Raw genomic sequence first — 23,123 nt, 5'->3', positions numbered from 1 at the left:
GCGCCGTCGCGGAGTTCCTCGACCTGATCAGCCGGACACCGGACCGAGGGCGGTGCCGGGGCGCGGACTTCGCCCCGCACGAACGGCGCGTTCGTCCATTCCTGGTGTACGAAAGTGCCGTTCGTTGCGGGGGTCGGTGGTGATGGCCCACCGGCTCAGGGTCAATCTGTCCCGACCCACGGGGCCATCCATCCCAACTCGCGGCAACCCCGAACCGAGCACCTCACACCACAGCCCGCAACCCCCCACGCAACCGCTCGAAGCCCCGGGCCGTGTCCTCGTCCGCCGCCAGGAACACCACGACCTGCTGGGCGTCGGCGCCACGCAGTTCCAGCGTCTCCCGATCCCAGCGCAGTTCCCCCGCCGTCGGGTGCCGCAGCCGCAGAGCGTTGCGCACCGGCGGGATGGGCCGGTCGAGGCGCCGGGTGAACTCGGGTCCGGCGACGGGCGCGAGCTGGGTCCGCAACCAGAGGGAGCTCTGCAGGGAGGGGCCCAGTCCCAGGTCGAAGGCCTGCTCGTCGGCGACGCGGTCCCAGTCGGGGAACAGGGTGCGGGCCCGCGGGTCGGTGAAGACGTAGCGCGTCAGGTTGGGTTCGGCGGCCTCCAGCAGCCCGGCGCCGCGCAGGAGCAGCGCGAACCCGGTGGTGTGCGCGAGCACGTCACCGGCCCGGTTGGTGATCATCGCGACGCCCGGCTCCAGCAGCCGGAGCGTTGCGAGCGCGGCGGGTCGCACGGTGCGCGGCGGCGGGGCCGGGTGCGGCTGCGCGGCGCAGGCACCACCGGTGATCTTGGCCAGGTACCGCAGGTGCTCGCGTTCGGTGGTGTCGAGGCTCAGCCCGTCGGCCAGCGCGTTGAGCACGGAGCCGGACGGGTGCCGGTCGCGGCCCTGCTCGATGCGCGTGAGGTACTCGACGCTGATCCCCGACCGGGTGGCCAGGTCCGAGCGCCGCAGGCCGGGGGCGCGGGAGCGGTCGCGGCGGGGCAGGCCGATCGACTCCGGTCGGATCGAGTCCCGCTTGGCCCGGACGAAGTCGCCCAACGGCGTTCCCATACCGGAAATCGTACGGCGAATGCCGTGCCATGAGGGTGGCCCCGCGGGGGCCAGCCTGGCTGCGGTCCGGTCGTGGTCGCCACCGGCGGCGCAGGCCGGAGGCATGAACGAGACACCCCCGACTGGTCGTCCTCATCGGCAGCGTCCGGGAGGGCCGGTTCGGCCCGGTCGTCGCATCGTGGGTCGCCGACACCTCGAGAACGTGCTCACCGAGCTGCACGCCGTGACGGTGCGGGACGGGCTGGCGTTCCCGAAGTACTTCACCGGATGGCAGGACGGCAGCCCGCTCGACGCCGACGCGCCGACCTACGCCAAGTCGATGCTCGACCAGCTCGCCTGGTGGGCGGTGGCACTGCGCACCGCGCGCGCCACCACCCCCTACCCGAGCTGACGGGTCAGGCCGGGCGCTTCGCGATCTGCAGCAGCGGCTGGGCCGAGCGGGTGCCGGTGGGCCCGCACGGTGCGGCGCTGCCGGCCTGCTGCACGAGGTTGAGCGACGAGCACGCCTGGCAGCGGGCGCAACCGGCCACCGCCGTCTCGGCGCCGAGGCCGCGCTCGGCCAGGAAGCCCGCGACCTTGCGGTAGATCGGCTCGGTGTACTCGCGCGACGGCGCGGGCACGTTCTCCATGAGCGAGCCCGCGACGGGACGCAGCGGCACGACGAACGGGTAGACGCCGATGTCGACGGCCCGCTTGCACGCCGCGATCGTCAGCTCCGGGTCCTCGCCCATGCCCAGGATGACGTAGGTGGAGACCCGGCCCTCGCCGAACTTCTTGACCGCGTACTCCCACGTGCGGAAGTAGGTCTCGATGCCGGTGCGGAACTTGCCGGGCGCCACCTTGGCGAGCACGGCGGGGTCGAAGGACTCGATGTGGATGCCGAGCGCGTCGACGCCCATGTCGTGGACCTGATCGATGGTCGACAGGTCGCGCGGCGGCTCGAACTGCACCTCGACGGGCAGTCCGGCGGCCTCCTTGACGGCCTGGCCGCACTTCGCGACGTACAGCGCGCCGCGGTCGGGGGCCACCGACGAGCCGGTGGTGAGCGTCGCGTCGACCGCGCCGTCGAGCTCCTTGGCGGCCACGGCCACCTCGGCGAGCATGGCGGGGGTCTTCTTGGCGATGGTGTCGCCCGCGGCCAGCGAGATGCCGATGCCGCAGAAGCCGCACTGGTCGGAGTTGCCCCAGTAGTTGCAGGCCTGCACGACGGTGGAGGCGAGCGAGTCCAGGTGCAGCAGCGCGATCTGGTGGTACGGGACGCCGTCGGCGGTGGTGAGGTCGTAGAAGCGGGGGCGACGGGTGCCGGCAACTGAGGCGAGCTTCACACCGTCGCGGTAGATGCCCTGGCCGCCGTCCTCTGCTTTGAGCGAGTACGGGGACGTGGTGCTGGGCGGGACGGTGACCGGAACCCCTTCGATCCAGAGCATCCCCGAGTCGGTGGGCCCGGCACCGCCCTTGCGGGACGTCTCGAGTTCGGTCTCGATGCGAAGGCCCACGCTCTGCAGGTCCATGATGAGACCAGCAATGGCCGACGAGTCCGTCGGGATGGCCGGGTGCACCGAGGCCGGGCTGCTGAGGAGATCGGTCATTCATCCACTATAGTGGATGTACTCCATCATGTGAAACTTCCTGTGGCGCCCGTGCAACACGGGAGCAACCGGTTCAGGCCATCGCGGTGCCGGCCCGCCGCCACGCCGCCGCCGCGACGCCGTGGGCGGTGCGGAACCGGCGCCCGAAGTAGCCGGCGTCGTCGTAGCCGACCCGGTGGCCGACCTCGGCGATCGTGAGGTCGGTGTCGGCCAGTAGTCGCCTGGCCTCGCGCAGCCGCCGCTCGGTGATCCACTGCTGCACGGTGCGTCCGGTGCGTTGCCGGACGACGGTGGTGACGTGCCCCGGTGTCAGGCCCACCGCCGCGGCGACGTCGCGCAGCGAGATCTGCTCGTGGTAGCGGTTCTCGATCGCGGTGAAGACCGCCGCGATCAGCGGTTCGACGTCGAGGCCTCCCGGCTCGTCGATGCGCAGCCTGCTCAGGCGCACCAACAGCAGCGTGAGGTGGGAGCGCGCGGCCTCGACGTACCCGTCCTGGCGGCCGCGCAGTTCGGTGTCGAGGTCGGCGAGGTGGGCGAGCCAGGTCGGGCGATCCTCCGGTGGCACCGGCAGGCGCTGCCCGCCCCCGCGGTGCTGGTCGGCGAAGGGCGCCAGCAGGGGATGGGCCTGCCAGGAGACGAGTGATCCCGCCGCGGACGGGTCGACGGTGTCGGCCGGGAAGACGACGGCCCAGATGACCCGGTCGGCGGACTCGGGTCGGGTGTCGTCCGTGACGACCGCGCCGGGGGCGATGACGAACGCGTCGCCCGCCGTGAGCGCCCAGTCGCGACCGTCGACGTGCAGGACGTCGTCGCCGCGTTCCACGTAGAGGAGCACGAGGAAGTCGTGCGCGTGCGTTCCCTGCACCGGTGCCCGACCGTGCCCCGCGGCCCAGCGCCGCACCGAGATCGCGGGCAGCCCGGCGGTGCGCACGTAGTCGAGCACCGGCACGCCCTGCGGGTTGTGCCGCTGACCCGAAGATCGTTCCATTCAACCCGCGTTTCGTCTCTTGTGAGCAGGTGGGGTGGGGTAAAGGCTAGCAGCAACGTCCCGAACATCGTCTCTTGGAGAACCACGTGACCACCACTGAGAACCGCACCTACCTGCGGGCCCTGCCGAGCCCGACGTGGCTGCGGTTCTACGACCCGCTCAGCCGGTTGCTCGGCACGCACGAGCTGCACTGGCAGCTCGTGGCACAGGCCGGGATCGAACCCGGTGCCACGGTGCTGGAGATCGGCTGCGGCACGGCCGCGCTCCTGCTGCTGGCCAAGCACGCCGTACCGGACATCTCGGCGATCGGGCTCGACCCCGACGCCGACGCGCTGGCGCTCGCGCGGCGCAAGGCCACCCGCGACCAGCTCACCGTGCGCCTGGACCGGGGCTACGCCGATCGGCTGCCCTACGCCGACGGCAGCGTCGACCGCGTCCTGTCGTCGTTCATGCTCCACCACCTGCCGGGTCCGGAGCAGGTGACGGCGCTGCGCGAGGTCCGCAGGGTGCTCGCGCCGGGCGGGCGGCTGCACGTGCTCGACCTGAACGGCGACCCGCGTGACGGGCTCGTCGGACGGCTGCTGAGCCTGGGGCGCCGGCGTGGGGGAGAGGGGCACGGCCACGGGCACGGGCACGGGCAGCCGGCGTCGATACCGGCGCTGCTGACGGAGGCGGGCCTGGTGGATGTGACGGAGACGGGTCGGGGCACCACGCCGCTGGGCAGCCACACCTTCTACCGGGCGTCGCGGTAGGTCCCCGGACGTCCAGCGGGGTGACACCGCTGACGTTGGACGTCAGTGATGTCACCCCGCTGGAAGATCGTCGCCGGGAGCGGCGGCTGTCAGGCCACCGTGTCGAACACCCGGCTCGCCAGCAGGTCGGAGGCCTCCAGCGTCGTCAGCGCCGCCAGACCCACCCGCGGATCGGGCTGGTCCACCAGCCGCCGGGCCTGCCGCAGCCGGGCCCGCTCCACCGCGTTGCGCACGCTGCGGGCGTTGGCGAACCACGGCTGGTCGATGCGGTGGCCCAGGTAGCTGCGCAGGGCCTGCGCTGCCTCGGGGGAGAACCGGTAGCCCAGCTCGCCCGCCATCAGCACGCTGATCTGCTCCAGTTCCTCGACGGAGTAGTCGGGGAACGTGATGTGGTGGGTGATCCGGCTCTGCATCCCGGGGTTGGCCGCGAAGAACGTGGCCATCCGGTCCTCGTAGCCGGCGAGGATCACCACGAGGTCGTCGCGGTGCTTCTCCATCACCTGCAGCAGGATCTCGATGACCTCGCTGCCGTAGTCGCGCTCGTTGCCCTCCTTGTGCAGGTAGTAGGCCTCGTCGATGAACAGCACGCCGCCCATCGCGCGCTTGAGCACGTCCTGGGTCTTGGGCGCGGTGTGCCCGACGTACTGGCCGACGAGGTCGTCGCGCGTGACCGTGACCAGGTGGCCGCGGCGCAGGTAGCCCAGCTTGTGCAGCAGGTCGGCCATCCGCAGTGCGACGGTCGTCTTGCCGGTGCCGGGGCTGCCGGTGAAGCTCATGTGCAGCGTCGGCTGCGGTGCGGTGATGCCGAACCGGGCGCGGGTGCGGTCCACCAGCAGCAACGCCGCGATCTCGGCGATGCGCGTCTTGACCGCGGTGAGCCCGACGAGCTCGCGGTCCAGCGCCGCGAGCACGTCGTCGATCCCCGCGTCCCGCCGGACGGCGGCCAGATCGACCACCGCCCCGGCGGGTAACAGGTCGGAAGCCGGCTCGTCCGGCAGCGACTCCCGACCGCCTGTGGTCCCGAAGGCGGCTCTCATGTCACGAAGCCGGGTACCGCTCGCCGACCGGACGCTGGGTCACGTAGGCGGTGGTGGTGTAGGAGATGCGCCGGTTGGCGCCCTCCTGGCGGGTCAGGTGGAAGCCCGGCTCCGGGTCGGGCCGCTGCACGATGAACGACAGGGCCGTGGTCTGCCGTCCGAGCCGCGCGTCGTAGGCGTTGAGCTTGACGTAGCAGTCCGGGTGGGCCGTGCGGCACGCGTTGACCTCGAGCATCACGCCGGCGGCGTCCTTGAGGTCGAACATCGGCAGCCCCCACATCTCCCAGTACGTGTTGCGCGGGTGGGGGTCGTCGGTGTACTCGACCGAGAGCGGCCAGTTGTTCTCGAGGCAGTACTCGATCTGCGTGGTGATCTCGGCGTCGGTGAAGTCGGGCAGGTAGGAGAAGGTGCCCTGGGTGATCCGCATCGTGAGGCTCCTGCTCAGGCGAGGGTCGGGGTGGCGACGGTGTCGGGCGTGTCGGTCGACTCGTAGTCGAACGAGATGTCGCCCCAGGTCGCGAGCGCGACGTCGAGCGCACGGCAGCTCTTGGCCGCCTTCTTGAGGATGTCGTCGCCCTCGGCGAGGTAGTCGCGGCCCTCGTTGCGGGCCTTGATCATCGCTTCGGTCGCGACGCGGTTGGCCTCGGCGCCCGCTGAGATGCCCATCGGGTGCCCGATGGTGCCGCCGCCGAACTGCAGGATGACGTCCTCGCCCAGGTGGTGGATGAGCTGGTGCATCTGGCCGGCGTGGATGCCGCCCGACGCGACCGGCAGCACACCGGGCATGGATGCCCAGTCCTGGTCGAAGTAGATGCCGTGCTGCGGGTTGGCCTTGACGCTCTCCAGCCGCAGGGTGTCGTAGAAGCCGGCGACCATGTGCGGGTCACCCTCGAGCTTGCCGACGACCGTGCCGGCGTGGATGTGGTCGACGCCGGCGAGCCGCATCCACTTGGAGATCACGCGGAAGCTGACGCCGTGGGTCTTCTGGCGGGTGTACGTGCCGTGGCCCGCGCGGTGCAGGTGCAGGATCACGCCGTTGCGCCGCGCCCACTTCGACATCGACTGGATGGCGGTGTAGCCGACCGTCAGGTCGATCATGACGATGACGGAGCCGAGCTCGCTCGCGAACTCCGCGCGCTCGTACATGTCCTCCATCGTCCCGGCGGTGACGTTGAGGTAGTGGCCCTTGGTCTCACCCGTGGCGGCCTGCGCCCGGTTGACCGCCTCCATGCAGAACAGGAACCGGTCGCGCCACCGCATGAACGGCTGCGAGTTGATGTTCTCGTCGTCCTTGGTGAAGTCCAGCCCGCCGCGCAGTGCTTCGTAGACGACGCGGCCGTAGTTGCGCGCCGAGAGGCCGAGCTTCGGCTTCGTGGTGGCGCCCAGCAGCGGGCGACCGTACTTGCCGAGGTATTCGCGTTCCATCACGATGCCGTGGGCCGGCCCCTGGAACGTCTTGATGTAATGCGTGGGAATGCGCATGTCCTCGAGGCGCAGTGCCTTGAGGGCCTTGAATCCGAAAACGTTGCCGATGATGGACGAGGTGAGGTTCGCGATGGAACCCTCCTCGAACAGGTCGAGCTCGTAGGCGATCCAGGCGATCCACTGGCCGGGGGACCCCGGAACGGCCTCGACCTTGTAGCACTTGGCCTGGTAGTGCTCGTGCGCCGTCAGCCGGTCGGTCCACACGACCGTCCAGGTGGCGGTGGAGGACTCGCCCGCAACGGCGGCTCCTGCCTCTTCCGGCGGCACCCCGTCCTGCGGGGTGATCCGGAATGCGCACAGGACGTCCGTGTCCTTCGGCACGTAGTCCGGCTGCCAGTAACCCATCTCTGCATACGGGATCACACCCGCATTCCATCGATCGCTCATGGGGCAAAGCTTGCAGCCTGATTCTCAACCTGTCTATGGAGAGATATGGGCCGATCATTAGGTGTTCACTTAAGTATTATCGGCTCACCCGGAACGTCCACCGCGCGGGTGAGGTGCGCTCGCCCCACCCGCTCCTACCGTCGCCGCCCATGAGCACATGTAGGCAGATCGCCGCGCGCATGGTGGGTCCGGGCAAGGGCGTTCTCGCCGCCGACGAGAGCATCGCGACCATGTCGTCGCGGCTGGTGGGGGCGGGCGTCGAACCGACCGCGGAGCACCGCAGGCAGTACCGTGAGCTGCTCGCGAGCACGCCGGGCCTCGTCGACGGCGTCTCCGGGATCATCTTCGCCGACGAGACGCTGCACCAGCACTTCTCCGACGGCCGACCGTTCGCCGAGGCCGTGCTGGCGCTGGGCATCCTGCCCGGCATCAAGGTCGACACCGGTGCGAAGCCGTTCACCGGGCGGCCGGGGGAGACCATCACCGAGGGCCTCGACGGGCTCGCCGAGCGGCTCGACGGCTACGCCGAGCTCGGCGCGGCCTTCGCGAAGTGGCGTGCGGTCATCACGATCGCCGACCGGCTGCCGACGCGCGCCGCGATCCGGGTCAACGCCCACGCGCTGGCCCGCTACGCCGCGGCGTGCCAGCAGGCCGGCATCGTGCCGATCGTCGAGCCCGAGGTGCTGATGACGGGCGACCACTCCCGCCACCGCTGCGCCGAGGTCACCGCCGAGGTCCATGGCGTGCTCCTCACCGAGCTGGCGGAGCTGGCCGTCGACCTCGCGGGCATCGTCCTCAAGCCGAACATGGTGATCGAAGGCGTCGACCACGCCGAAAGGTCGACGCCCGAGCAGGTAGCGGAGTCCACAGTGGATGTGCTGCGCGCACTGCCGACCGACCTGGCGGGCGTCGCGTTCCTGTCCGGCGGGCAGGCCCCCGAGCGGGCCACCGCCAACCTGGCCGCGATGCAGCACCTCCCGACGCCGTGGCCGCTGACGTTCTCCTTCGGCCGCGCGCTCGTGGACCCGGCGCTCGCCGCATGGGCCGGGGACCCGGCCCGGGTCGGGGCCGGCCAGGCCGCGCTGGCGGAGCGGGTGGCGGCCAACGCCGCGGCCGTGCGCAGGCGGTCGGAGTTGCAGCCGGCGTAGGGCACCGTCTGGTTGCAGCGATCCCGTTGCAGGAAGTCCGTCATGGCCTGCGGCCGCCATGTGCCCCGCGCTACGGCGCCCTCGCCGGGCCGGCAGATCAACAGGAGGGGGTCGTGCCACAACCACCCCGGGGTGCGCGAGCCGCACGCCACGGCCCTGTCGATGACGCTGCGGTGCGGCTCGCGCGGATCATGCTCGCCGAGGCGCACAGGAGGGCCCGGTGTGGGGCGCTGAGGTGCGGGTGGGGTGATCAACGCCCACTGGTTCGGTGTTGACCATGACCCAGTGGGCGTTGATCTTCGTGCCGGTGGTCGAGCGCGCACTGGCTCATGATCGAACCGGAACCTGTGGGCGTTGATCACTCGCCCGGCGCGGCGGGCTCTCGCAACGGGGCCGGCGCGGGGGTGTCGGGTGCGCTTCCCGGTAGGTCCCGCTGGTAGGCCGCCTTCGCGCGGCGATGGCAGGAAAGCCACTTTGCCGCAACGACGTTGCGGGAAAGTGGCTTTCCTGCCATCTGCAGGTCGGCGCTGGGGCCCTCAGCTCGCCGGCAGCGGCACCGTGGCCACCACCGTGGTGCCACCCCCCGGCCGCGAGGTGACCTGCAACGTGCCACCGACCAGCTCGGCCCGCTCGGTCATCGACTGCATCCCGTACCCCGACGACACGTCATCGCCTGCCGCGTCGAACCCCACCCCGTCATCGGTGACCTCGAGCCGGACCCGGCCGTCGCGCACCCCGAAGTGCAGGTCCGCGCTGGTGGCCTGCGCGTGCTTGACGATGTTCTGCAGGCACTCCTGGGCGATCCGGTAGAGCGCGATCTCGATGTGCTCCGGCAGCCGGACGTCCTCGAGGTCGAGCCCCGACTCCACCCGCGGCACCGACCGGGCCAGGCTCGCCAGCGCGCCGGCGAGGCCCAGGTCGTCGAGGACGGGCGGTCGCAGCCCGCCGATGGCGGCGCGGGCCTCGTCGAGGGTGAGGTCGACGAGCTCCCGCGCGACGCCCAGCTGTTCGGCGGCATCGTCGGGAGACTCGCGGAGCAGGTGCCCGGCGGCGTCGAGGTGGTAGGACAGCGTGACGAGGCGCTGGGAGATCCCGTCGTGGATGTCACCTGCGAGGCGGCGGCGCTCGGTCTCCTGCGCCGCGATCACCTGCTCGGTGAAGCGCTCGTGCATGCGCTCGCGGGCGGCGAGCTTGCGGTGGGTGCGGGCCTGGTGCAGCGCGCCCGCCAGCAGCCTGCCGATCACCATGAGCAGGCGCACGTCGCGGTCGGTGAAGGCGCGGCGGGCCACGGTGTGGACGTTGAGCACGCCCACGAGCCCGGCCGGGCCGGTGGCCATCGGCACCGAGACCATCGAGGTGAACTCGGTGCCGCGCAGTGCCGGGAGCGGCAGGTAGCGGGGGTCGAGCTCCTTGTTCTCGACGATCACGACGGGCTCGTGGTGGCTCGCCACCCAGCCCGTGACGCCGGAGCCGATCGGCAGCCGGATCCGGCCGACGTGGTCGTCGAACGGCGGGGTGGCGCCGGTCAGGGTGAGGGAGTGCCCGTTGTCGTCGAGCACGTGCACGAAGCACACGTCGGTGGCGGTGGCGTCGGTGATCAACGCCGCGACGGCGGCGGCGACCGGCTCGACCTCGGGGCCGGTCGAGACCGCCTCGATGATCCCGAGCAGCAGCGCGTTCTCCCGTTCGGGGCTGACCATTCCCATCATGGGGCGTGCCCCGACAGGGCCGAGTAGCGCGAAGCCGGGTTCCAGTGCATCGGTCACGTCGCCGACCATAGGGCCGATTCCGCCGGATCCGGCCGGTTTACCCCGGAGGACCCCCACAGCGGGGGGGACGCCGTCCCCTCTTGCGGACCTAGCGTCGGTCCTTCCATCACCAGGAGGTGCGATGCCTGCTTCACCGCATCCGACGCTGGACGCGTCGGTGCCGCCCGCGGATCTCCCCGCTGCCGACGATCGGGCCACGCGCGATCAGGAGATCCGCCCCGCCGACATCGACGAGCTCGCGGTCGCGACGCTGCGCTTCCTCGCCGCGGACGCCGTGCAGGCCGCCAACAGCGGGCACCCCGGGCTGCCGCTCGGCACGGCGTCCGCGGCGTGGGTGCTGTGGTCGCGGCACCTGCGCCACGACCCGGCGAAGCCGGACTGGCCCGACCGGGACCGCTTCGTGCTCTCGGCGGGGCACGGGTCGATGCTGCTCTACGGCCTGCTGCACGTGTTCGGCTACGACCTGCCCCTCGACGAGCTGCGCCGGTTCCGCCAGCTCGGCTCGCGCACGCCGGGCCACCCCGAGGTCGGGCACACCCCCGGCGTCGAGACCACCACCGGGCCGCTCGGTCAGGGGCTCGCGAACGCGGTGGGCATGGCGTTGGCGGAGCGGATGCTCGCCGCCCGCTGCAACACCGACGCCCACGAGGTCGTCGGGCACCGCACCTGGGTGCTCGCCGGCGACGGTGATCTCATGGAGGGCATCAGCCACGAGGCGGCCTCGCTCGCCGGCCGGTTGCGTCTGGGTCGGCTCACGGTGATCTTCGACGACAACGACGTGACGATCGACGGCCCGGCGAGTCGCAGCTGCGGTGACGACGCCGCGGCGCGGTTCGCGGCCTACGGCTGGCGCACCCTCTGGGTCGACGACGGCAACGACCTCGCGGCGCTGGACCGGGCGTTCACGGAGGCGTCGGCCAGTACGGACCGGCCCACGTTCATCGTGGTCAAGACGACGATCGGCTACGGGGCGGGTGCCGTCGAGGGCACCTCGGCCGCGCACGGATCCCCACTGGGCGCCGAGGCGATCGCGGCGATGCGGGGCCGGTTCGGCTGGCCCGACACCGCCTTCCACGTGCCCACGGCGGTCCGGCTCGCCGGCGCCGAGCGCGCGGCCGCCGGTGCTCAGGAGCGGGCGCGCTGGCAGGAGGTCCACGCGCAGTGGGCTGCGAGCGAACCGGGGCTCGCTGCGGCGTTCCCGCTGGACCGGGTGCCGGCCGCCCCCAACCTGGACGTGCTCACCCCGCTGGCTGACGCCGCCGAGGCCGGCGGGAAGCGGACCGCCACCCGCAAGGCCTCGGGCGCCGCGCTGACCGCGCTCGCCGCCACCTACCCGGCGCTGGTCGGTGGTTCGGCCGACCTCGCGGCGTCCACGAACACCGCGATCCCCGGCGGTGACGTCGGTGCTGACGACTTCGCCGGCCGCACCATCCACTTCGGAATCCGTGAGCACGCCATGGCCGCGGCGATGAACGGGATCGCGCTGCACGGCGGCCTGCGCCCGTTCGGCAGCACGTTCCTGGTGTTCGCCGACTACCTGCGCCCGGCGCTGCGCCTCGCCGCGCTGATGCGCACCCCCGTGATCCACATCTTCACCCACGACTCCGTGCACGTGGGCGAGGACGGCCCGACGCATCAGCCGGTGGAGCACGTCGAGTCGCTGCGGCTCATCCCCGGGCTGACCGTGCTGCGCCCGGCCGACGCGGCCGAGACGGCGCTGGCCTGGCAGTTGGCCGCGGCCAATCTTGACGGCCCGACGGCGCTGGTGCTCAGCCGCCAGGACCTGCCGGTGCTGGGTGGGGCCGGTCTGGACGAGACCCGCCGGTTCGGTGCCCGGACGGTGCGCGCCGTGGCCGAACCGGACGTCGTGCTCGCGGCCAGCGGTTCCGAGGTCTCCCTCGCGCTCGTGGCAGCCGAGCTGCTGGCGGCGCGGGGCGTGGAGGCGCGAGTCGTCTCGGTGCTGTGGCGGGAGCGGCTCGACGCGGCGCTGCGCGACGGGAGCTACCGGCGTCCGGAGGTCCCGGTGGTGTGGGTCGAGGCCGGTGTCACGATCGGCTGGCGGGCGCTGGCCGGTCCGCACGACGTCGTGGTGGGTCTGGACCGGTTCGGTGCGAGCGGTCCCGGCCTGGAGGTGGCCCAGCACCTGGGGCTGTCCTGCTCGGCCGTCGCCGAGGCCGCGGTGGCCGCGATCGCGGGCCGTCCGGCCGATGCTTGACCTTTCGGCCAGTGATTTCCTGGGAAATCCACAGTAAAAGGTCAAGCATTGCGGATCTGCGCTCGTTCCGGCGAATCTGTAACTTGCCCTTTACGGGGATGCGGGAGATCGGTTCTTGACAGGGTGTCATCTATGGTTGATATTCATCTCTCATAGTTGACGGGTGCGTGGGCGACGTTGTACGACACCGGTCAATGGGCACCACTCCTCAACCGAAGGGCCAATTCGTGAAGCTCCCTGTTGCGCTCGCCATCGTCGTCGGCGTCATCGGCGCCGTCCTGACCTATCTGTACGTCGGGCCACTGGCCGGGCTCGGACTGTTCGTCCCGGCCACGTTCATCGGTGCCGCGAGCTTCTTCGCGGCCGGCGGGGACACGGCAGGACTCAAGAAGTCCCTGGCGGGGAACATCTGGGGCATCATCTGGGCGACGGTCGCGCTGATCGTCATCGGCCTGGTCAGCGGCCCGGTCATGGTCGGGATCGTGGTCGGTGCGGCCACCGCCGTGCTGATCCTCGGTGCCTTCATCCCGCTGTTCGACTTTGTACCCGGCGGCGTCTTCGGTTTCGCGACCACGGCCGGTTTCGGTCTGCTCACCAAGGCATCGGGTACTGATTTCTCGCTGCCCACCGGACCGTTCACCGTCATGCTCATCTCGTTCATCATCGGTGGGCTCTACGGATATGTCGCCAGCATCATCGTCGGAAAGCTGGTGGCCTCGGCCCCGGCCAGCAGCGAGGTCTGAGCACCGTCTGAAACACCGAGGGGCCCGCAGGCATACTGCCTGCGGGCCCCTCGGTGTGCCGGCATCAGGAACGGGAGAGCGCGCCCGCCACGATCCGGGTGCCGACCCGGCCGTCCAGACCGGGGACGGTGGCCAGTGCCGACGCCGCGTACTCGGGCGTGGTCACCACCACGGTGGAGCCGCCACCGTGCAGGAACCGGATCCCGGCCCGCATCTTCGGGCCCATGCTGCCCTCCGGGAACTGGCCGTCCGCCAGGTGCCGCTCGGCCTCGGCCACGTCGATCTCGGTGATGCTGCGCTGCTGGGGGGTGCCGAAGTCCACGGCGACGTGGACGACGCCGGTGACGAGCACCAGCGCCTCCGCACCCAGCTGGTTGGCGAGCTGCTGGGCCGCGTAGTCCTTGTCCACCACGGCATCGACGCCGGTGTAGCCGTTGCCGGTGTCCACAACCGGGACGCCGCCACCGCCCGCGGCGATCACGACCACGCCGATGTCGACGAGCGCCTGGATGGTGCGCGCCTCGATGATGGCCTTCGGCTCGGGGGAGGGCACGACCCGGCGATGGCCGCGGCCGGCGTCCTCGGCCATCGTCCAGCCGCGGGTCTCCACCATCTCCGGCACCTGCTCGGCGGTGAAGAACGGCCCGATCGGCTTGCTGGGCCGGGTGAACGCGGGGTCGTCGAGCGAGACGGCGACGTGGGTCACGACCGTGGCGACCTCCACGCCCGCACGCGGTGCGGTCTGGTGCAGCGACATCGTGATCAGGCTGCCCAGCTGGCCCTGCGACATCGCACCCAGCGCCGACAGCGGCTGCGGCGGGACGATCTGCGCGCCCTCCTCCTGCTGGATGGCGAGGCTGCCGACCTGCGGGCCGTTGCCGTGCACGACAACCACGTCCCATCCGGTGCGTCGCAACGCGTGCACCGTCTGGGCCATGGCCCTGGCGTTGTGCGCCTGCTCGGCGTAGGTGCCCTGCTGGTCCTCGCGGGTGAAGGCGTTGCCTCCCAGCGCGACGACGGCGATCCGTGACATGCGTGTCCTCTCGTGATCAGGAATGAGCGACGGCGGTGAGATGAGGTCGGTGTGCCCGGTGCGGCGGGGGAGCCAGCGCGTGGGACGCGACGGCCAGCCCGGCGTGCAGCGCCCGCTGCCCGGCTCGCACGGAGGCGGCCTGGCCGCGCCAGGCCCGCAGCGCGGGCAGCGTGGCCTCCTGGCCCAGGTAGAACGTGACGGGCCACGGCGGGCGAGCGGCGCACACCGCGGCGATCGCGTCGGACGGCCCGCCGGCCAGCGCCACGCCACCCAGCTGCGGCGGCAGCAGGGCGAGCGCGCTCTGCGGCGGGTGCTCGAGCCCGTCGATCTCGTGGCTGGGGCTGATCACCGTGGCCGCGATGTCGACGTCCAGTTCGTCGAGTGCCACGCAGACGCTGAGCAGCGCGGCGCCCACCACGGCGCGGCGCCGCGCGTGCGAGGCCCCGGTCGTGCGGGTGCCGACCCGCAGGATCGGGACGATGCCGAGGCGCTGGCAGGTGTAGGCGAAGCGCGCGGCGGCGTGGCTGTTGGCGGTCAGTGCCCGCAGCGAGCCGGTGGTGGCCGTGGCGGCGGCGCAGACGCTCCAGACCGCGGTGGTGACGCCGAGCTCCCGCATCCGGACCAGCCGCGCGGCGAGCCCGTCGAGGCCGCTGGTGACCAGGTCGTGATCGTGCCCGGTCAGGGACTCGCAGCCGGTGTCGGCCCGGACCCCGACGAGGATGCCGGCCTCCAGCAACGGGACGACCCGGTGGGAGTCGGCGACGTCGTCGGGTCCGAGCACGACGCAGCTCGTGGTGGCCGCGAGGTCGGGTGTGTCGAGCACCATCGCGCGATAGGCGTCGGTGGTGGGTCGCGTCGGCACGAGCGCGACGTCGCGGAACCGGGTGGCCAGCGTCGCGGCGGCGGTGTCGAGGCCGAGTATCCCGCGCCCGGGCGCGAAGATCCGCCGGGTGCGTTGCCGCAGCGCGTCCATGCACGACCTCCGTCAAGGGTAGACCAGCGAGGGTCGCCCGCCCGCGCGCGACGGGCACCCCCTCCCGGGGGGAACCGGCGGGGGTGATCGCCCGGCCGCGGCGCGGGACGCCACCGTGCACCACCCCCGCGGGGGATGGAGCGCCCCGCCGCGACATCGACACTCGGCACGTGGACGAGCTGGCTGCTGTGATCTTCGATGTCGACGGGACCCTCGCGGACACCGAGCGCGACGGCCACCGGCCCGCGTTCAACGACGCCTTCGCCCGGCACGGCCTGGACTTCACCTGGGACGCCGCCGAGTACGGGTCGTTGCTGGAGGTGACCGGCGGGAGCCGCCGGGTCGCGACGTACCTGCGCGCGCAGGGCTACGGCGCCGAGGCCGAGCGGATCGCCGAGGAGGTGCACCGCACCAAGACGGCGCTGTTCCGCGAGCGGGTGGCGGCCGGTGCGGTCACCGCTCGCCCGGGGGTGCCGGAGCTGGTGGCCGACCTGCGCGCCGCCGGGATCCGGATCGCCGTGGCGACCACCGGGCGCCGGGCGTGGGTGGAGCCGCTGATCGCGCGGCTGCTGGGCCCCGACGTCGTCGAGGTCATGATCACCGGGGACGCTGTGGCCGCGCTCAAGCCCGACCCCGAGGCCTACCTGCTGGCCCTGCGCGGGCTGGGGCTCGCGCCGACGGCGGCGCTGGCGGTCGAGGACTCCGCGATCGGCCTGCGGTCGGCGTGCGCGGCGGGGCTGCCGGTCGTGGTCGTCACCAACGACTACACCGTGGACCAGCGGTTCGACGGCGCGGCCGCGGTGCGGCCCGCGTACACGGGAGAGCACGACCTCTCGGCACAGCTGTGCCGAGAGGTGCACGGGCGTTGGTGGGACGAGCGGAGGACGGCATGACAGTGGTAGCGGCGGCGGACACGGATCTGGCGATGAGGCTCGTCGCGGTCACGGAGGCCGCGGCGGTCGCGGCCGCGCACTGGGTGGGGAGATCGGACAAGGAGGCGGCCGACCAGGCCGCCGTCGACGCCATGCGCTCGGCGCTGGCCGTCGTACCGATCGACGCGACGATCGTGATCGGGGAGGGGGAGAAGGACGAGGCGCCGATGCTGCACAACGGCGAGCGCGTCGGCACGGGCGACGGGCCGGCGTTCGACATCGCCGTCGACCCCGTCGACGGCACCACGCTGACGGCGAAGGGGATGCGCGGCGCGGTCGCGGTGCTCGCCGCCAGCCCGCGCGGCACGATGCTCGACCCGCCCGCGGTGTTCTACATGGAGAAGCTGGTGGCGGGCCGCGAGGCGGCCGACGTCGTCGACATCACCGCGCCCGTGGCCTACAACGTGCAGGCCGTCGCGCGGGCCCGGGGCGTGACGCCGTCCGGGATCACGGTGTGCGTGCTGGACCGGCCCCGCCACACCGACCTGGTGCGCGAGGTCTGCGCAACGGGTGCGCGCGTGCGGCTGATCTCCGACGGCGACGTCGTGGCGGCCCTGGAGGCCGCGGCCCAGGGCACCGGCGTGGACCTGCTGCTCGGTGTCGGCGGCACCCCGGAAGGCATCATCACCGCCTGCGCCGTCACCTGCCTCGGCGGCGTGCTGCAGGCGCGGCTGCACCCGCGCAGCGAGGCCGAGCGCGCGGCAGCCGCCGCGGCCGGCTTCGACCTGGACCAGGTGTTGACGGCCGGGGACCTCGTTGCGGGCGGCGAGGCCTACTTCGTGATGACCGGGATCACCGACGGCGCCATGGTCGCGGGGGTACGGGTGGACGGCCGCACGGCCACGACCGAGTCGCTGGTGCTCGACGCCAGTGACCACTCGGTGCGCAGGATCGGTTCGACGAGCGCGTGGGAGCGGGCGTGACGGTACGCGTAGGGGTCAACGGTTTCGGACGGATCGGGCGCAACTTCTGGCGGGCGGTGGCCGCGCAGCGCGCGGCAGGTACCAGTGACATCGAGATCGTGGCGGTGAACGACATCACCGACAACGCGACGCTGGCGCACCTGCTCAGGTACGACTCGATCCTGGGCAGGCTGCCCTACACCGTGTCCTCGACCGAGGACGAGATCATCGTCGACGGCAAGGGTTTCAAGGGTCTCGCGGTGCGCGACCCCGCGGAGCTGCCGTGGAAGGACCTCGGCGTCGACGTCGTGGTGGAGTCCACCGGCATCTTCACCAAGCGGGAGGCGGCGGCCAAGCACCTGGAGGCCGGTGCGAAGAAGGTGGTGATCTCCGCGCCCGCCACCGGTGAGGACCTCACGGTCGTCAAGGGTGTCAACGATGGTGACTACGACGGGTCGCAGGACATCGTGTCCAACGCCTCGTGCACGACGAACTGCCTGGCGCCGATGACCAAGGTGCTCGATGACCTGGTGGGGATCGAGCAGGGTCTGATGACCACGATCCATGCCTACACCCAGGATCAGAACCTGCAGGACGGCCCGCACAAGGACCTGCGGCGGGCGCGGGCGGCGGCGTTGAACATCGTGCCCACGTCGACGGGTGCGGCGAAGGCGATCTCGCTGGTGTTGCCGCACCTGAAGGGCAAGCTCGACGGGTTCGCGTTGCGGGTGCCGATCCCCACGGGTTCGGCCACCGACCTGACGGCGATCGTGGGTCGGGAGACCACCGCCGAGGAGGTGAACGCGGCGATGAAGGCGGCGGCGGAGGGTCCGTTGAAGGGGATCCTGCTCTACACCGAGGACCCGATCGTGTCGTCGGACATCGTGACCGACCCGCACTCGTGCATCTTCGACGCCGGGTTGACCAAGGTGATCGGCAACCAGGTCAAGATCGTGGGCTGGTACGACAACGAGTGGGGCTACTCCAACCGGCTCGTGGACGTCACGGCGCTGGTGGCGTCACGGTTGTAGAGGCCGTGCCGGGAGGGCACTCGCGGCCCCGGATGTGCGCGGGATTGCCCACGAGATCGACGTGGTGGCGGATCTGCGGCCCGAAAGCCGCCACCACGTCGATCTCGTCCGCAGATACCGTGATCTGGACGGCCGCGCCAACCGAGCCTGGTCTACCGGCTCGACGCCACGGTCGCACCACCGGGATCGCCGAGCGTCCGCGGCCAGCCGACGCCCGGCCTGCCCAGCAGCAGGGAGACCTCGCCGGTGACCGTCCAGTCACCGAAGGCGTGGGGCACGGCGTAGAGGCCACCGGCCGCCAGTTCGATCGCGCCGGTGCCCCGCGCCGTGCCCGTGCCGGCCAGTACGAGCGCCACCGTGAACCCCGCGTCGACGGCCACCGGCGCGCCGGCGGGTGCCACGAGCGCGAGCCGGAAGAACGGGTCGGCCGGTGCGGGCAGCAGCGAGATCGGCTCGGCGGAGCGGGCATCCAGGTCGGTGATCAGGGTCAGCGCCGCGATCTCGTCGGGCTCCATCCGCTGCAGCGACACCGCCGGCATGACGCGGTCGAAGCCGAGCCCGAGGTGCGACTCGTCGCGGGTGGCGGTGGTGATCGACCACTCGAGCAGGATGGAGAAGTCGGTGGGCTCCTGCGCCTCGGCCACGAACACCCCCGCACCGATGGCGTGCGCGGTGCCGGCGGGCACCAGGATGCCGTCGCCCCGGGAGACCGGGATGCGGTTCATCCGCGCCAGCATCCAGTCGCTGTCCTGCTCGTCACGGGCCCGGTCGAGGTCGGCGCGGTCGACGTCGGAGTTCCAGCCCAGGTAGACAGCGCCATCGGCAGCCGCGTCGGCGTCGAGCACGAACCACGCCTCGGTCTTGCCGTACGGGCAGTCGAGGTGGCTGCGCGCGAACGCGCGGTCGGGATGCACGTGCACCGGCAGCCGCTGCCCGGCGTCGAGCAGCTTCACGAGCACGCCCACGTCCCCGGCATCGGGACGGGCGCCGTGATCAGGCCCGACCCAGCGGCCGGGATCGGCGATCACGAGGTCGCGCAGCAGCTCCCCGGTGGCCAACCGGCTCAGCCCGGTGCCCGTCTCGCCCATCCGGCCGACGGTGGCGGCCAGCCACTCCTCGGGCTGGAACGCGTTGTCGGTGCTCGTGCGGCGCAGCGCTGCGATGTTGGCGCCACCCCGGTAGAAGTGCGTGATGAGGTTCGGGGGGAGCTCGACGGGGATCAACGGGGGCTCAGCCCTCGACGCGGGGGAGCTGCTGGGTGGCCTCGCCGTCGACGCGCGGGATCCGCTGGGTGACCTCGGCGGCGTTCTCGGGCGCCGCGGTGTGCGCCTTGCGCTCGCGGCGGGCCTTGAGGTACTCGAAGAGGATGGGCAGCACGCTGACCAGCACGATCACGATGAAGATCGCGTCGACGTTGTTGCGGATGAACGGGATGTTGCCCAGCACCGAGCCCAGCACGGTGATGCCGGCGGCCCAGAGGACACCGCCGATCACGGTGTAGGTGAAGTAGCGCTTGGGGTCCATCCGGCCGATGCCGGCGATCCAGGTGATGAACGTGCGGACGAACGGCACGAAGCGCGCCAGGATGATCGCCTTGGGGCCGTGCTTCTCCAGGAACGCGTGGGTCTTGTCCACGTACTCCTGCTTGAAGAACCGCGAGTCCGGTCGTTTGAACAGCGCCGGCCCGGCCTTGTAGCCGATGCCGTAGCCCAGCGCGTTGCCCAGCAGCGCGGCGAGGGTGACGAGCACGCACACGAGCCACAGCGGCGCCTGCAGCGTGCCGTTGGCGATGAACAGCCCGGCGGTGAACAGCAGCGAGTCGCCGGGCAGGACCGGGAAGATGCTGCTCTCCACGAAGATGATCACACAGAGCACCGTGACCACGGTCGGCGTCAGGCCCGAGAGCAGGAACTCCGGGTTCAACCATTCCGGCATGATGGACAGCAGGGTGGTGCTGTGCTGAAGGCTCACACCCACCAACGGTACTGGGTGCGCCTGAGCGTCTCCTCAGCGCAAAGGCTTCACCGGTGTGAAGTGCCCCCGCACCACCGGTCGCGTCACGGCCCACAGGAGCGCCACCAGCACCAGCGCCTGCACGATCTGCTCGATGACCACCCACCACGGGTACTGCCCCGACAGCGCCAGGTAGGCGATGCCGGCCAGGCTGGCCACCGAGAGGATCAGCACCCGCACGAACGCCCGGCGCTTGCCGGCCCGCAGCTGGCGGATGAGGAAGACGTAGACCACCGCGACCACGAGCACCGTGATCACCCGCGACCACAGCCCGACGCTCAGCCCCGTGCGCACCGCGTCGACGTCCGTGCCGGGTGCCGGTGCGAGTCGGCCCATCTGGTGGTCGAGCAGGGTGTTGTGGAAGATCGCGAAGAGCGCCGCGAGCACCGCGCTGAGGCCGAGGTTCGTCAGCAGCAGCGTGATCACGCGGTTCAGCTCGGCGGGGACGGTGGCGGTCGGCGTCGTCATGCACCGAGTCTCGCGTCGCGGCCCCCGGACCGCGGGGATCACCCGTCACCCGACACGGGTGACAGATGTCAGTGGGGGCACATCGGACCCGATCGCGGCAGCCGTTGCGCGATACGTCACGAATTTCCTGCAACGCCTGCGGCTTCGCGTTCGATACGCGGGGAAGCCGGTGTCGCCGATCCAGGGTGCACCGGGCTGTGTTCGATGTGGTCGAGGAGAGGCAGCGAAGTGGTCAGGCAACCCGGCTCGGACCCGTACCACCAGCAGGCGGCGACGGTGGCGCCCGCGTTCGTGGAGCCGGCGGCCGAGACGTTGCCGGCCAGCGGCATCCGGCGCCCGTCACCGGCGACGATCGCGGCCGTGCGGGCATCGTGTCGCGCCGTGGCCAGCAGGCCGGTCACGCTCGCCGAGGTGTTCTACGAGCACCTGTTCGAGATGGCTCCCAACACGCGGGCGATGTTCCCCGCAGACATGTCGGAGCAGATGCAGAAGATGACCGACACCCTGCTGGGTGCGATCGCCTACCTGGAGCAGTTCGACACTGCCGAGATGGAGGCGACGCTGCGCCGGCTGGGGGCCGCGCACGTCAACTACGGGGTGCTTCCCGAGCACTACCTCTACATCGGCCACGCGCTGACCCGCGCCGTGCGCGACGTCGCCGGATCCACGTACTCGGGTTCGCTGAGCTCGTCCTGGATCGCGGTCTACCAGTGGGTGGCCGCGCACATGCTCGCCGGCGCCCAAGAGGCGGCGGAGCCCGTCGCAGAGGCGGTCGACAGCCTCCCGGTCGCGCTGCCCCTGCCCCGGCAGCACGCGGAGCAGGCACTCGCCCCAGCACCCCGGGACACAGCACCCCGGGACACAGCAACCCGGGACGCGGCGCGCCGCTGACCCGGCCCGGCCGGATCGGCGAGTGCGGGGTCAGCGGCGCGGGTTCGGCGCTGGGGTTCGGGTGCGCTCAGCGGCCCTTTCCGGGACGCGCCGGTGGCTGGGGGTGCTGCGGCCGTCCATTGCCTGTGCACATGGCGGGCTTCTCTCGGTTCAGGTGGAGCCAGCTCCAGTTGGGAGTACTTGAGTAGTACAGGACATGGCCCACGTTCGGCGCAACGTGACGGGTCGGGTCCGCGCTTTCTGGACACCCAGCGTCGCCAAACGGACAACCGTCCCCCGGAGTTGAGCGCGCCTCGGCACTATCCAGGAGGCGAGGATCGTCGTACGGTGACCGCCGGACTACCGTGTGTCAAAACCCGCCCGGAGGTGGGAGATGGAGCCGTCGACGTCGCCGCAGCGGATCAGCATCGACACTGCTGATCCCGACGAGGCTCATGGCTATCTCCGGGCCACGTACGTCGACCACTCCGTCACGCTGTCGGGCAGCCAGGACCGGTTCCGGTTCCGCCACCACCTCACCGACGGCGGCAACTTCTTCGTCGCCCGCTACGAGCACTCGATGAACTGCCGGGTCGACACCGAGCCGTTCGGCTACCTGCTGATGGGGCAGATGTTCAGCGGCCGGTTGCGCCTCTCGACGGGGCGCGAGGAGCTGAGCCCGGCCAAGGGCGAGCTGTTCATGCTGGATCCCCTCGCGCCCATGGTCATCAACTGGGACGACTTCCAGGCCGGGTTGGTGCGACTGGACCTGGACGTGGTCGACCGCGTCGCCGCCGAGGTCATGGGACAGCGTGCGCGGGGCGGGGTCCGGTTCGCGCTGTCCAAGGCGGTCTCGCCGACGCGGGCGGCCAACTGGCAGAACCTCGTCCGGTACCTCACGCGCGACTTCTGCGGCAACGAGATGGCCTACAGCAGCCCGCTGATCCACTCCCAGACGATGCGGCTGCTGGCCGCCACCGTGCTGGAGACCTTCCCCAACACCACGATGGCCGACGACCCGATCCGGCCGGGCAACGCTGACGCGAGCGCGGTGCGCCGGGCCACCGCCTTCGTCGACGACCATGCCGGCGACCCGATCGGACTCGCGGAGATCGCCGCCGCGGCCCGGGTCGGCCCGCGCAGCCTGCAGGACGCCTTCCGCCGCCACCTCGAGACCACCCCGATGTCGTACGTGCGCGAGGTGCGCCTCGCCCGCGCGCACCGCGACCTGGTCACCGCCGACCCCACGACCGGCGCAACGGTGGCCGACATCGCCACGCGGTGGGGCTTCGCCCACCACGGCCGCTTCGCCGCGCTGTACCGGGAGCGCTACGGCCGGTCGCCGATCAAGGACCTGCAGGGCTGAGCCGCTCGATCCAGCGCGGCTCGATCCAGTGCCGCTCATTGCATTGCCCTGTGGCTGATCCGCCGATAGTGTCGGCGTCATGACTGCCGGGTCGGCCTTGCGCCACGAGCGATTGAGGCACCCGGCCACGGCGTGATCGCCGGGTCGGCCCGTGGGCCGCCGCATCGCATTCCTGCCGCGCTACGCGCGATGTTCTCCTTTCCTCCCGACGGTGTCGTATCCCGTCGATCACGCGCGCCGTCATCGCCGCTGCCAGGCGAATATTCGCCACCAGCCGGCATTTCGGCGCGCCTGACCCTCTTTCCTCGATTTGTGCCGTGCCGCCCACGGGGCGGTTCTTCGGCATGCCCGAAAAACCTACCCACAGGAGA

22 protein-coding genes are annotated in these 23,123 nt (G+C 71.5%); 10 read left to right on the top strand and 12 right to left on the bottom strand.

Features of this window, described 5'->3' with window-relative positions; genetic code table 11:
- Positions 1-223: 223 nt before the first annotated feature.
- Positions 224-1,051 carry a helix-turn-helix domain-containing protein gene (locus tag ACFPFQ_RS27770; protein ID WP_379623958.1) on the bottom strand — a complete coding sequence of 276 codons (828 nt, stop codon included), beginning with the start codon at positions 1,049-1,051 and terminating at the stop codon, positions 224-226.
- 178 nt (positions 1,052-1,229) lie between these two features.
- Between ACFPFQ_RS27770 and ACFPFQ_RS27765 the strand changes: the two genes are divergently transcribed.
- Positions 1,230-1,442, top strand: coding sequence for a hypothetical protein (locus ACFPFQ_RS27765; protein WP_379623956.1), 213 nt, complete (start codon positions 1,230-1,232; stop codon positions 1,440-1,442).
- 4 nt (positions 1,443-1,446) lie between these two features.
- Here ACFPFQ_RS27765 and ACFPFQ_RS27760 read toward each other — a convergent pair whose 3' ends face one another.
- Together ACFPFQ_RS27760 and ACFPFQ_RS27755 are read right to left on the bottom strand one after the other, a co-directional pair.
- Positions 1,447-2,640, bottom strand: a complete 1,194-nt coding sequence (locus tag ACFPFQ_RS27760) for an MSMEG_0568 family radical SAM protein (protein WP_379623954.1) — start codon at positions 2,638-2,640, stop codon at positions 1,447-1,449.
- A gap of 73 nt (positions 2,641-2,713) precedes the next feature.
- Entirely contained in the window at positions 2,714-3,628 is a 915-nt protein-coding gene (locus ACFPFQ_RS27755; RefSeq protein WP_379623952.1) for an AraC family transcriptional regulator, read from the bottom strand.
- 86 nt (positions 3,629-3,714) lie between these two features.
- Here ACFPFQ_RS27755 and ACFPFQ_RS27750 point away from each other — a divergent pair, with 86 nt between their 5' ends.
- Positions 3,715-4,380, top strand: a complete 666-nt coding sequence (locus ACFPFQ_RS27750) for a class I SAM-dependent methyltransferase (RefSeq protein WP_379623950.1) — start codon at positions 3,715-3,717, stop codon at positions 4,378-4,380.
- A gap of 89 nt (positions 4,381-4,469) precedes the next feature.
- Here ACFPFQ_RS27750 and cbbX read toward each other — a convergent pair whose 3' ends face one another.
- From cbbX to ACFPFQ_RS27735, 3 genes are read right to left on the bottom strand one after another with little or no spacing between them, the layout of a single operon-like run.
- Positions 4,470-5,417: a CbbX protein gene (gene cbbX, locus ACFPFQ_RS27745; RefSeq protein WP_379623948.1), complete on the bottom strand. Its 948-nt coding sequence runs from the start codon at positions 5,415-5,417 to the stop codon at positions 4,470-4,472.
- A 1-nt stretch (position 5,418) separates the two neighbouring features.
- A complete protein-coding gene (locus tag ACFPFQ_RS27740; protein WP_379623946.1) occupies positions 5,419-5,844 on the bottom strand; it encodes a ribulose bisphosphate carboxylase small subunit in 426 nt (141 codons plus the stop codon).
- 14 nt (positions 5,845-5,858) lie between these two features.
- On the bottom strand, positions 5,859-7,289 hold the full coding sequence (locus tag ACFPFQ_RS27735; protein WP_379623944.1) for a form I ribulose bisphosphate carboxylase large subunit: 1,431 nt from the start codon (positions 7,287-7,289) through the stop codon (positions 5,859-5,861).
- A gap of 149 nt (positions 7,290-7,438) precedes the next feature.
- Between ACFPFQ_RS27735 and ACFPFQ_RS27730 the strand changes: the two genes are divergently transcribed.
- A complete protein-coding gene (locus ACFPFQ_RS27730; protein ID WP_379623942.1) occupies positions 7,439-8,437 on the top strand; it encodes a class I fructose-bisphosphate aldolase in 999 nt (332 codons plus the stop codon).
- A 536-nt stretch (positions 8,438-8,973) separates the two neighbouring features.
- On the opposite strand, the gene ACFPFQ_RS27725 is transcribed toward ACFPFQ_RS27730, so the two are convergent.
- The gene (locus ACFPFQ_RS27725; RefSeq protein WP_379623940.1) at positions 8,974-10,203 is read right to left on the bottom strand and encodes a histidine kinase; all 1,230 of its coding nucleotides are present in this window, start codon (positions 10,201-10,203) and stop codon (positions 8,974-8,976) included.
- Positions 10,204-10,327: 124 nt separating this feature from the next.
- Between ACFPFQ_RS27725 and tkt the strand changes: the two genes are divergently transcribed.
- Both tkt and ACFPFQ_RS27715 read left to right on the top strand, forming a co-directional pair.
- Positions 10,328-12,421 (top strand): transketolase, encoded by a 2,094-nt coding sequence (tkt, locus tag ACFPFQ_RS27720; protein ID WP_379623938.1) that lies wholly within the window; start codon positions 10,328-10,330, stop codon positions 12,419-12,421.
- A gap of 227 nt (positions 12,422-12,648) precedes the next feature.
- Positions 12,649-13,164 carry a DUF1097 domain-containing protein gene (locus tag ACFPFQ_RS27715; protein WP_379623936.1) on the top strand — a complete coding sequence of 172 codons (516 nt, stop codon included), beginning with the start codon at positions 12,649-12,651 and terminating at the stop codon, positions 13,162-13,164.
- A 64-nt stretch (positions 13,165-13,228) separates the two neighbouring features.
- On the opposite strand, the gene ACFPFQ_RS27710 is transcribed toward ACFPFQ_RS27715, so the two are convergent.
- Positions 13,229-14,197, bottom strand: a complete 969-nt coding sequence (locus ACFPFQ_RS27710) for a carbamate kinase (protein ID WP_379623934.1) — start codon at positions 14,195-14,197, stop codon at positions 13,229-13,231.
- A gap of 16 nt (positions 14,198-14,213) precedes the next feature.
- Positions 14,214-15,170 (bottom strand): class I fructose-bisphosphate aldolase, encoded by a 957-nt coding sequence (locus tag ACFPFQ_RS27705; protein WP_379623932.1) that lies wholly within the window; start codon positions 15,168-15,170, stop codon positions 14,214-14,216.
- Positions 15,171-15,340: 170 nt separating this feature from the next.
- Between ACFPFQ_RS27705 and ACFPFQ_RS27700 the strand changes: the two genes are divergently transcribed.
- Genes ACFPFQ_RS27700 through gap form a run of 3 tightly spaced genes read left to right on the top strand, consistent with a single transcriptional unit; the run spans position 15,341 to position 18,035 of the window.
- On the top strand, positions 15,341-16,063 hold the full coding sequence (locus ACFPFQ_RS27700) for an HAD-IA family hydrolase (RefSeq protein ID WP_379623930.1): 723 nt from the start codon (positions 15,341-15,343) through the stop codon (positions 16,061-16,063).
- Complete coding sequence (gene glpX / locus ACFPFQ_RS27695; RefSeq protein WP_379623928.1) at positions 16,060-17,025, top strand: class II fructose-bisphosphatase; 966 nt, start codon at positions 16,060-16,062, stop codon at positions 17,023-17,025. The genes ACFPFQ_RS27700 and glpX overlap by 4 nt, the downstream gene beginning before the upstream one ends.
- A complete protein-coding gene (gene gap / locus ACFPFQ_RS27690) occupies positions 17,022-18,035 on the top strand; it encodes a type I glyceraldehyde-3-phosphate dehydrogenase (protein ID WP_379623926.1) in 1,014 nt (337 codons plus the stop codon). Before glpX ends, gap begins: the two co-directional genes overlap by 4 nt.
- A 152-nt stretch (positions 18,036-18,187) precedes the next feature.
- On the opposite strand, the gene ACFPFQ_RS27685 is transcribed toward gap, so the two are convergent.
- The 3 genes from ACFPFQ_RS27685 to ACFPFQ_RS27675 all read right to left on the bottom strand — a co-directional run bounded on the left by ACFPFQ_RS27685 (position 18,188) and on the right by ACFPFQ_RS27675 (position 20,516).
- Positions 18,188-19,258 (bottom strand): mannose-6-phosphate isomerase, encoded by a 1,071-nt coding sequence (locus ACFPFQ_RS27685; protein ID WP_379623924.1) that lies wholly within the window; start codon positions 19,256-19,258, stop codon positions 18,188-18,190.
- Between the two features lie 7 nt (positions 19,259-19,265).
- The gene (locus ACFPFQ_RS27680; protein ID WP_379624173.1) at positions 19,266-19,970 is read right to left on the bottom strand and encodes a DedA family protein; all 705 of its coding nucleotides are present in this window, start codon (positions 19,968-19,970) and stop codon (positions 19,266-19,268) included.
- 72 nt (positions 19,971-20,042) lie between these two features.
- On the bottom strand, positions 20,043-20,516 hold the full coding sequence (locus ACFPFQ_RS27675) for a hypothetical protein (protein WP_379623922.1): 474 nt from the start codon (positions 20,514-20,516) through the stop codon (positions 20,043-20,045).
- A gap of 228 nt (positions 20,517-20,744) precedes the next feature.
- Here ACFPFQ_RS27675 and ACFPFQ_RS27670 point away from each other — a divergent pair, with 228 nt between their 5' ends.
- Together ACFPFQ_RS27670 and ACFPFQ_RS27665 are read left to right on the top strand one after the other, a co-directional pair.
- Positions 20,745-21,407 carry a globin domain-containing protein gene (locus tag ACFPFQ_RS27670; RefSeq protein ID WP_379623920.1) on the top strand — a complete coding sequence of 221 codons (663 nt, stop codon included), beginning with the start codon at positions 20,745-20,747 and terminating at the stop codon, positions 21,405-21,407.
- A 373-nt stretch (positions 21,408-21,780) separates the two neighbouring features.
- A complete protein-coding gene (locus ACFPFQ_RS27665; RefSeq protein WP_379623918.1) occupies positions 21,781-22,752 on the top strand; it encodes an AraC family transcriptional regulator in 972 nt (323 codons plus the stop codon).
- Positions 22,753-23,123: the final 371 nt, after the last annotated feature.

The sequence above is a fragment of the Pseudonocardia sp. GCM10023141 genome, from assembly GCF_042653605.1.
Note: the sequence above shows the minus strand (reverse complement) of the source record. Positions and strands in the feature narration are given on the sequence as shown.

Excerpts from the sequence above, each read along its gene's own strand:
- ACFPFQ_RS27770 (WP_379623958.1), bottom strand. The coding sequence starts at position 1,051 with ATGGGAACGCCGTTGGGCGACTTCGTCCGGGCCAAGCGGGACTCGATC.
- ACFPFQ_RS27760 (WP_379623954.1), bottom strand. The coding sequence starts at position 2,640 with ATGACCGATCTCCTCAGCAGCCCGGCCTCGGTGCACCCGGCCATCCCG.
- ACFPFQ_RS27755 (WP_379623952.1), bottom strand. The coding sequence starts at position 3,628 with ATGGAACGATCTTCGGGTCAGCGGCACAACCCGCAGGGCGTGCCGGTG.
- cbbX (WP_379623948.1), bottom strand. The coding sequence starts at position 5,417 with ATGAGAGCCGCCTTCGGGACCACAGGCGGTCGGGAGTCGCTGCCGGAC.
- ACFPFQ_RS27740 (WP_379623946.1), bottom strand. The coding sequence starts at position 5,844 with ATGCGGATCACCCAGGGCACCTTCTCCTACCTGCCCGACTTCACCGAC.
- ACFPFQ_RS27735 (WP_379623944.1), bottom strand. The coding sequence starts at position 7,289 with ATGAGCGATCGATGGAATGCGGGTGTGATCCCGTATGCAGAGATGGGT.
- ACFPFQ_RS27730 (WP_379623942.1), top strand. The coding sequence starts at position 7,439 with ATGAGCACATGTAGGCAGATCGCCGCGCGCATGGTGGGTCCGGGCAAG.
- tkt (WP_379623938.1), top strand. The coding sequence starts at position 10,328 with ATGCCTGCTTCACCGCATCCGACGCTGGACGCGTCGGTGCCGCCCGCG.
- ACFPFQ_RS27710 (WP_379623934.1), bottom strand. The coding sequence starts at position 14,197 with ATGTCACGGATCGCCGTCGTCGCGCTGGGAGGCAACGCCTTCACCCGC.
- ACFPFQ_RS27705 (WP_379623932.1), bottom strand. The coding sequence starts at position 15,170 with ATGGACGCGCTGCGGCAACGCACCCGGCGGATCTTCGCGCCCGGGCGC.
- glpX (WP_379623928.1), top strand. The coding sequence starts at position 16,060 with ATGACAGTGGTAGCGGCGGCGGACACGGATCTGGCGATGAGGCTCGTC.
- ACFPFQ_RS27680 (WP_379624173.1), bottom strand. The coding sequence starts at position 19,970 with ATGCCGGAATGGTTGAACCCGGAGTTCCTGCTCTCGGGCCTGACGCCG.
- ACFPFQ_RS27675 (WP_379623922.1), bottom strand. The coding sequence starts at position 20,516 with ATGACGACGCCGACCGCCACCGTCCCCGCCGAGCTGAACCGCGTGATC.
- ACFPFQ_RS27665 (WP_379623918.1), top strand. The coding sequence starts at position 21,781 with ATGGAGCCGTCGACGTCGCCGCAGCGGATCAGCATCGACACTGCTGAT.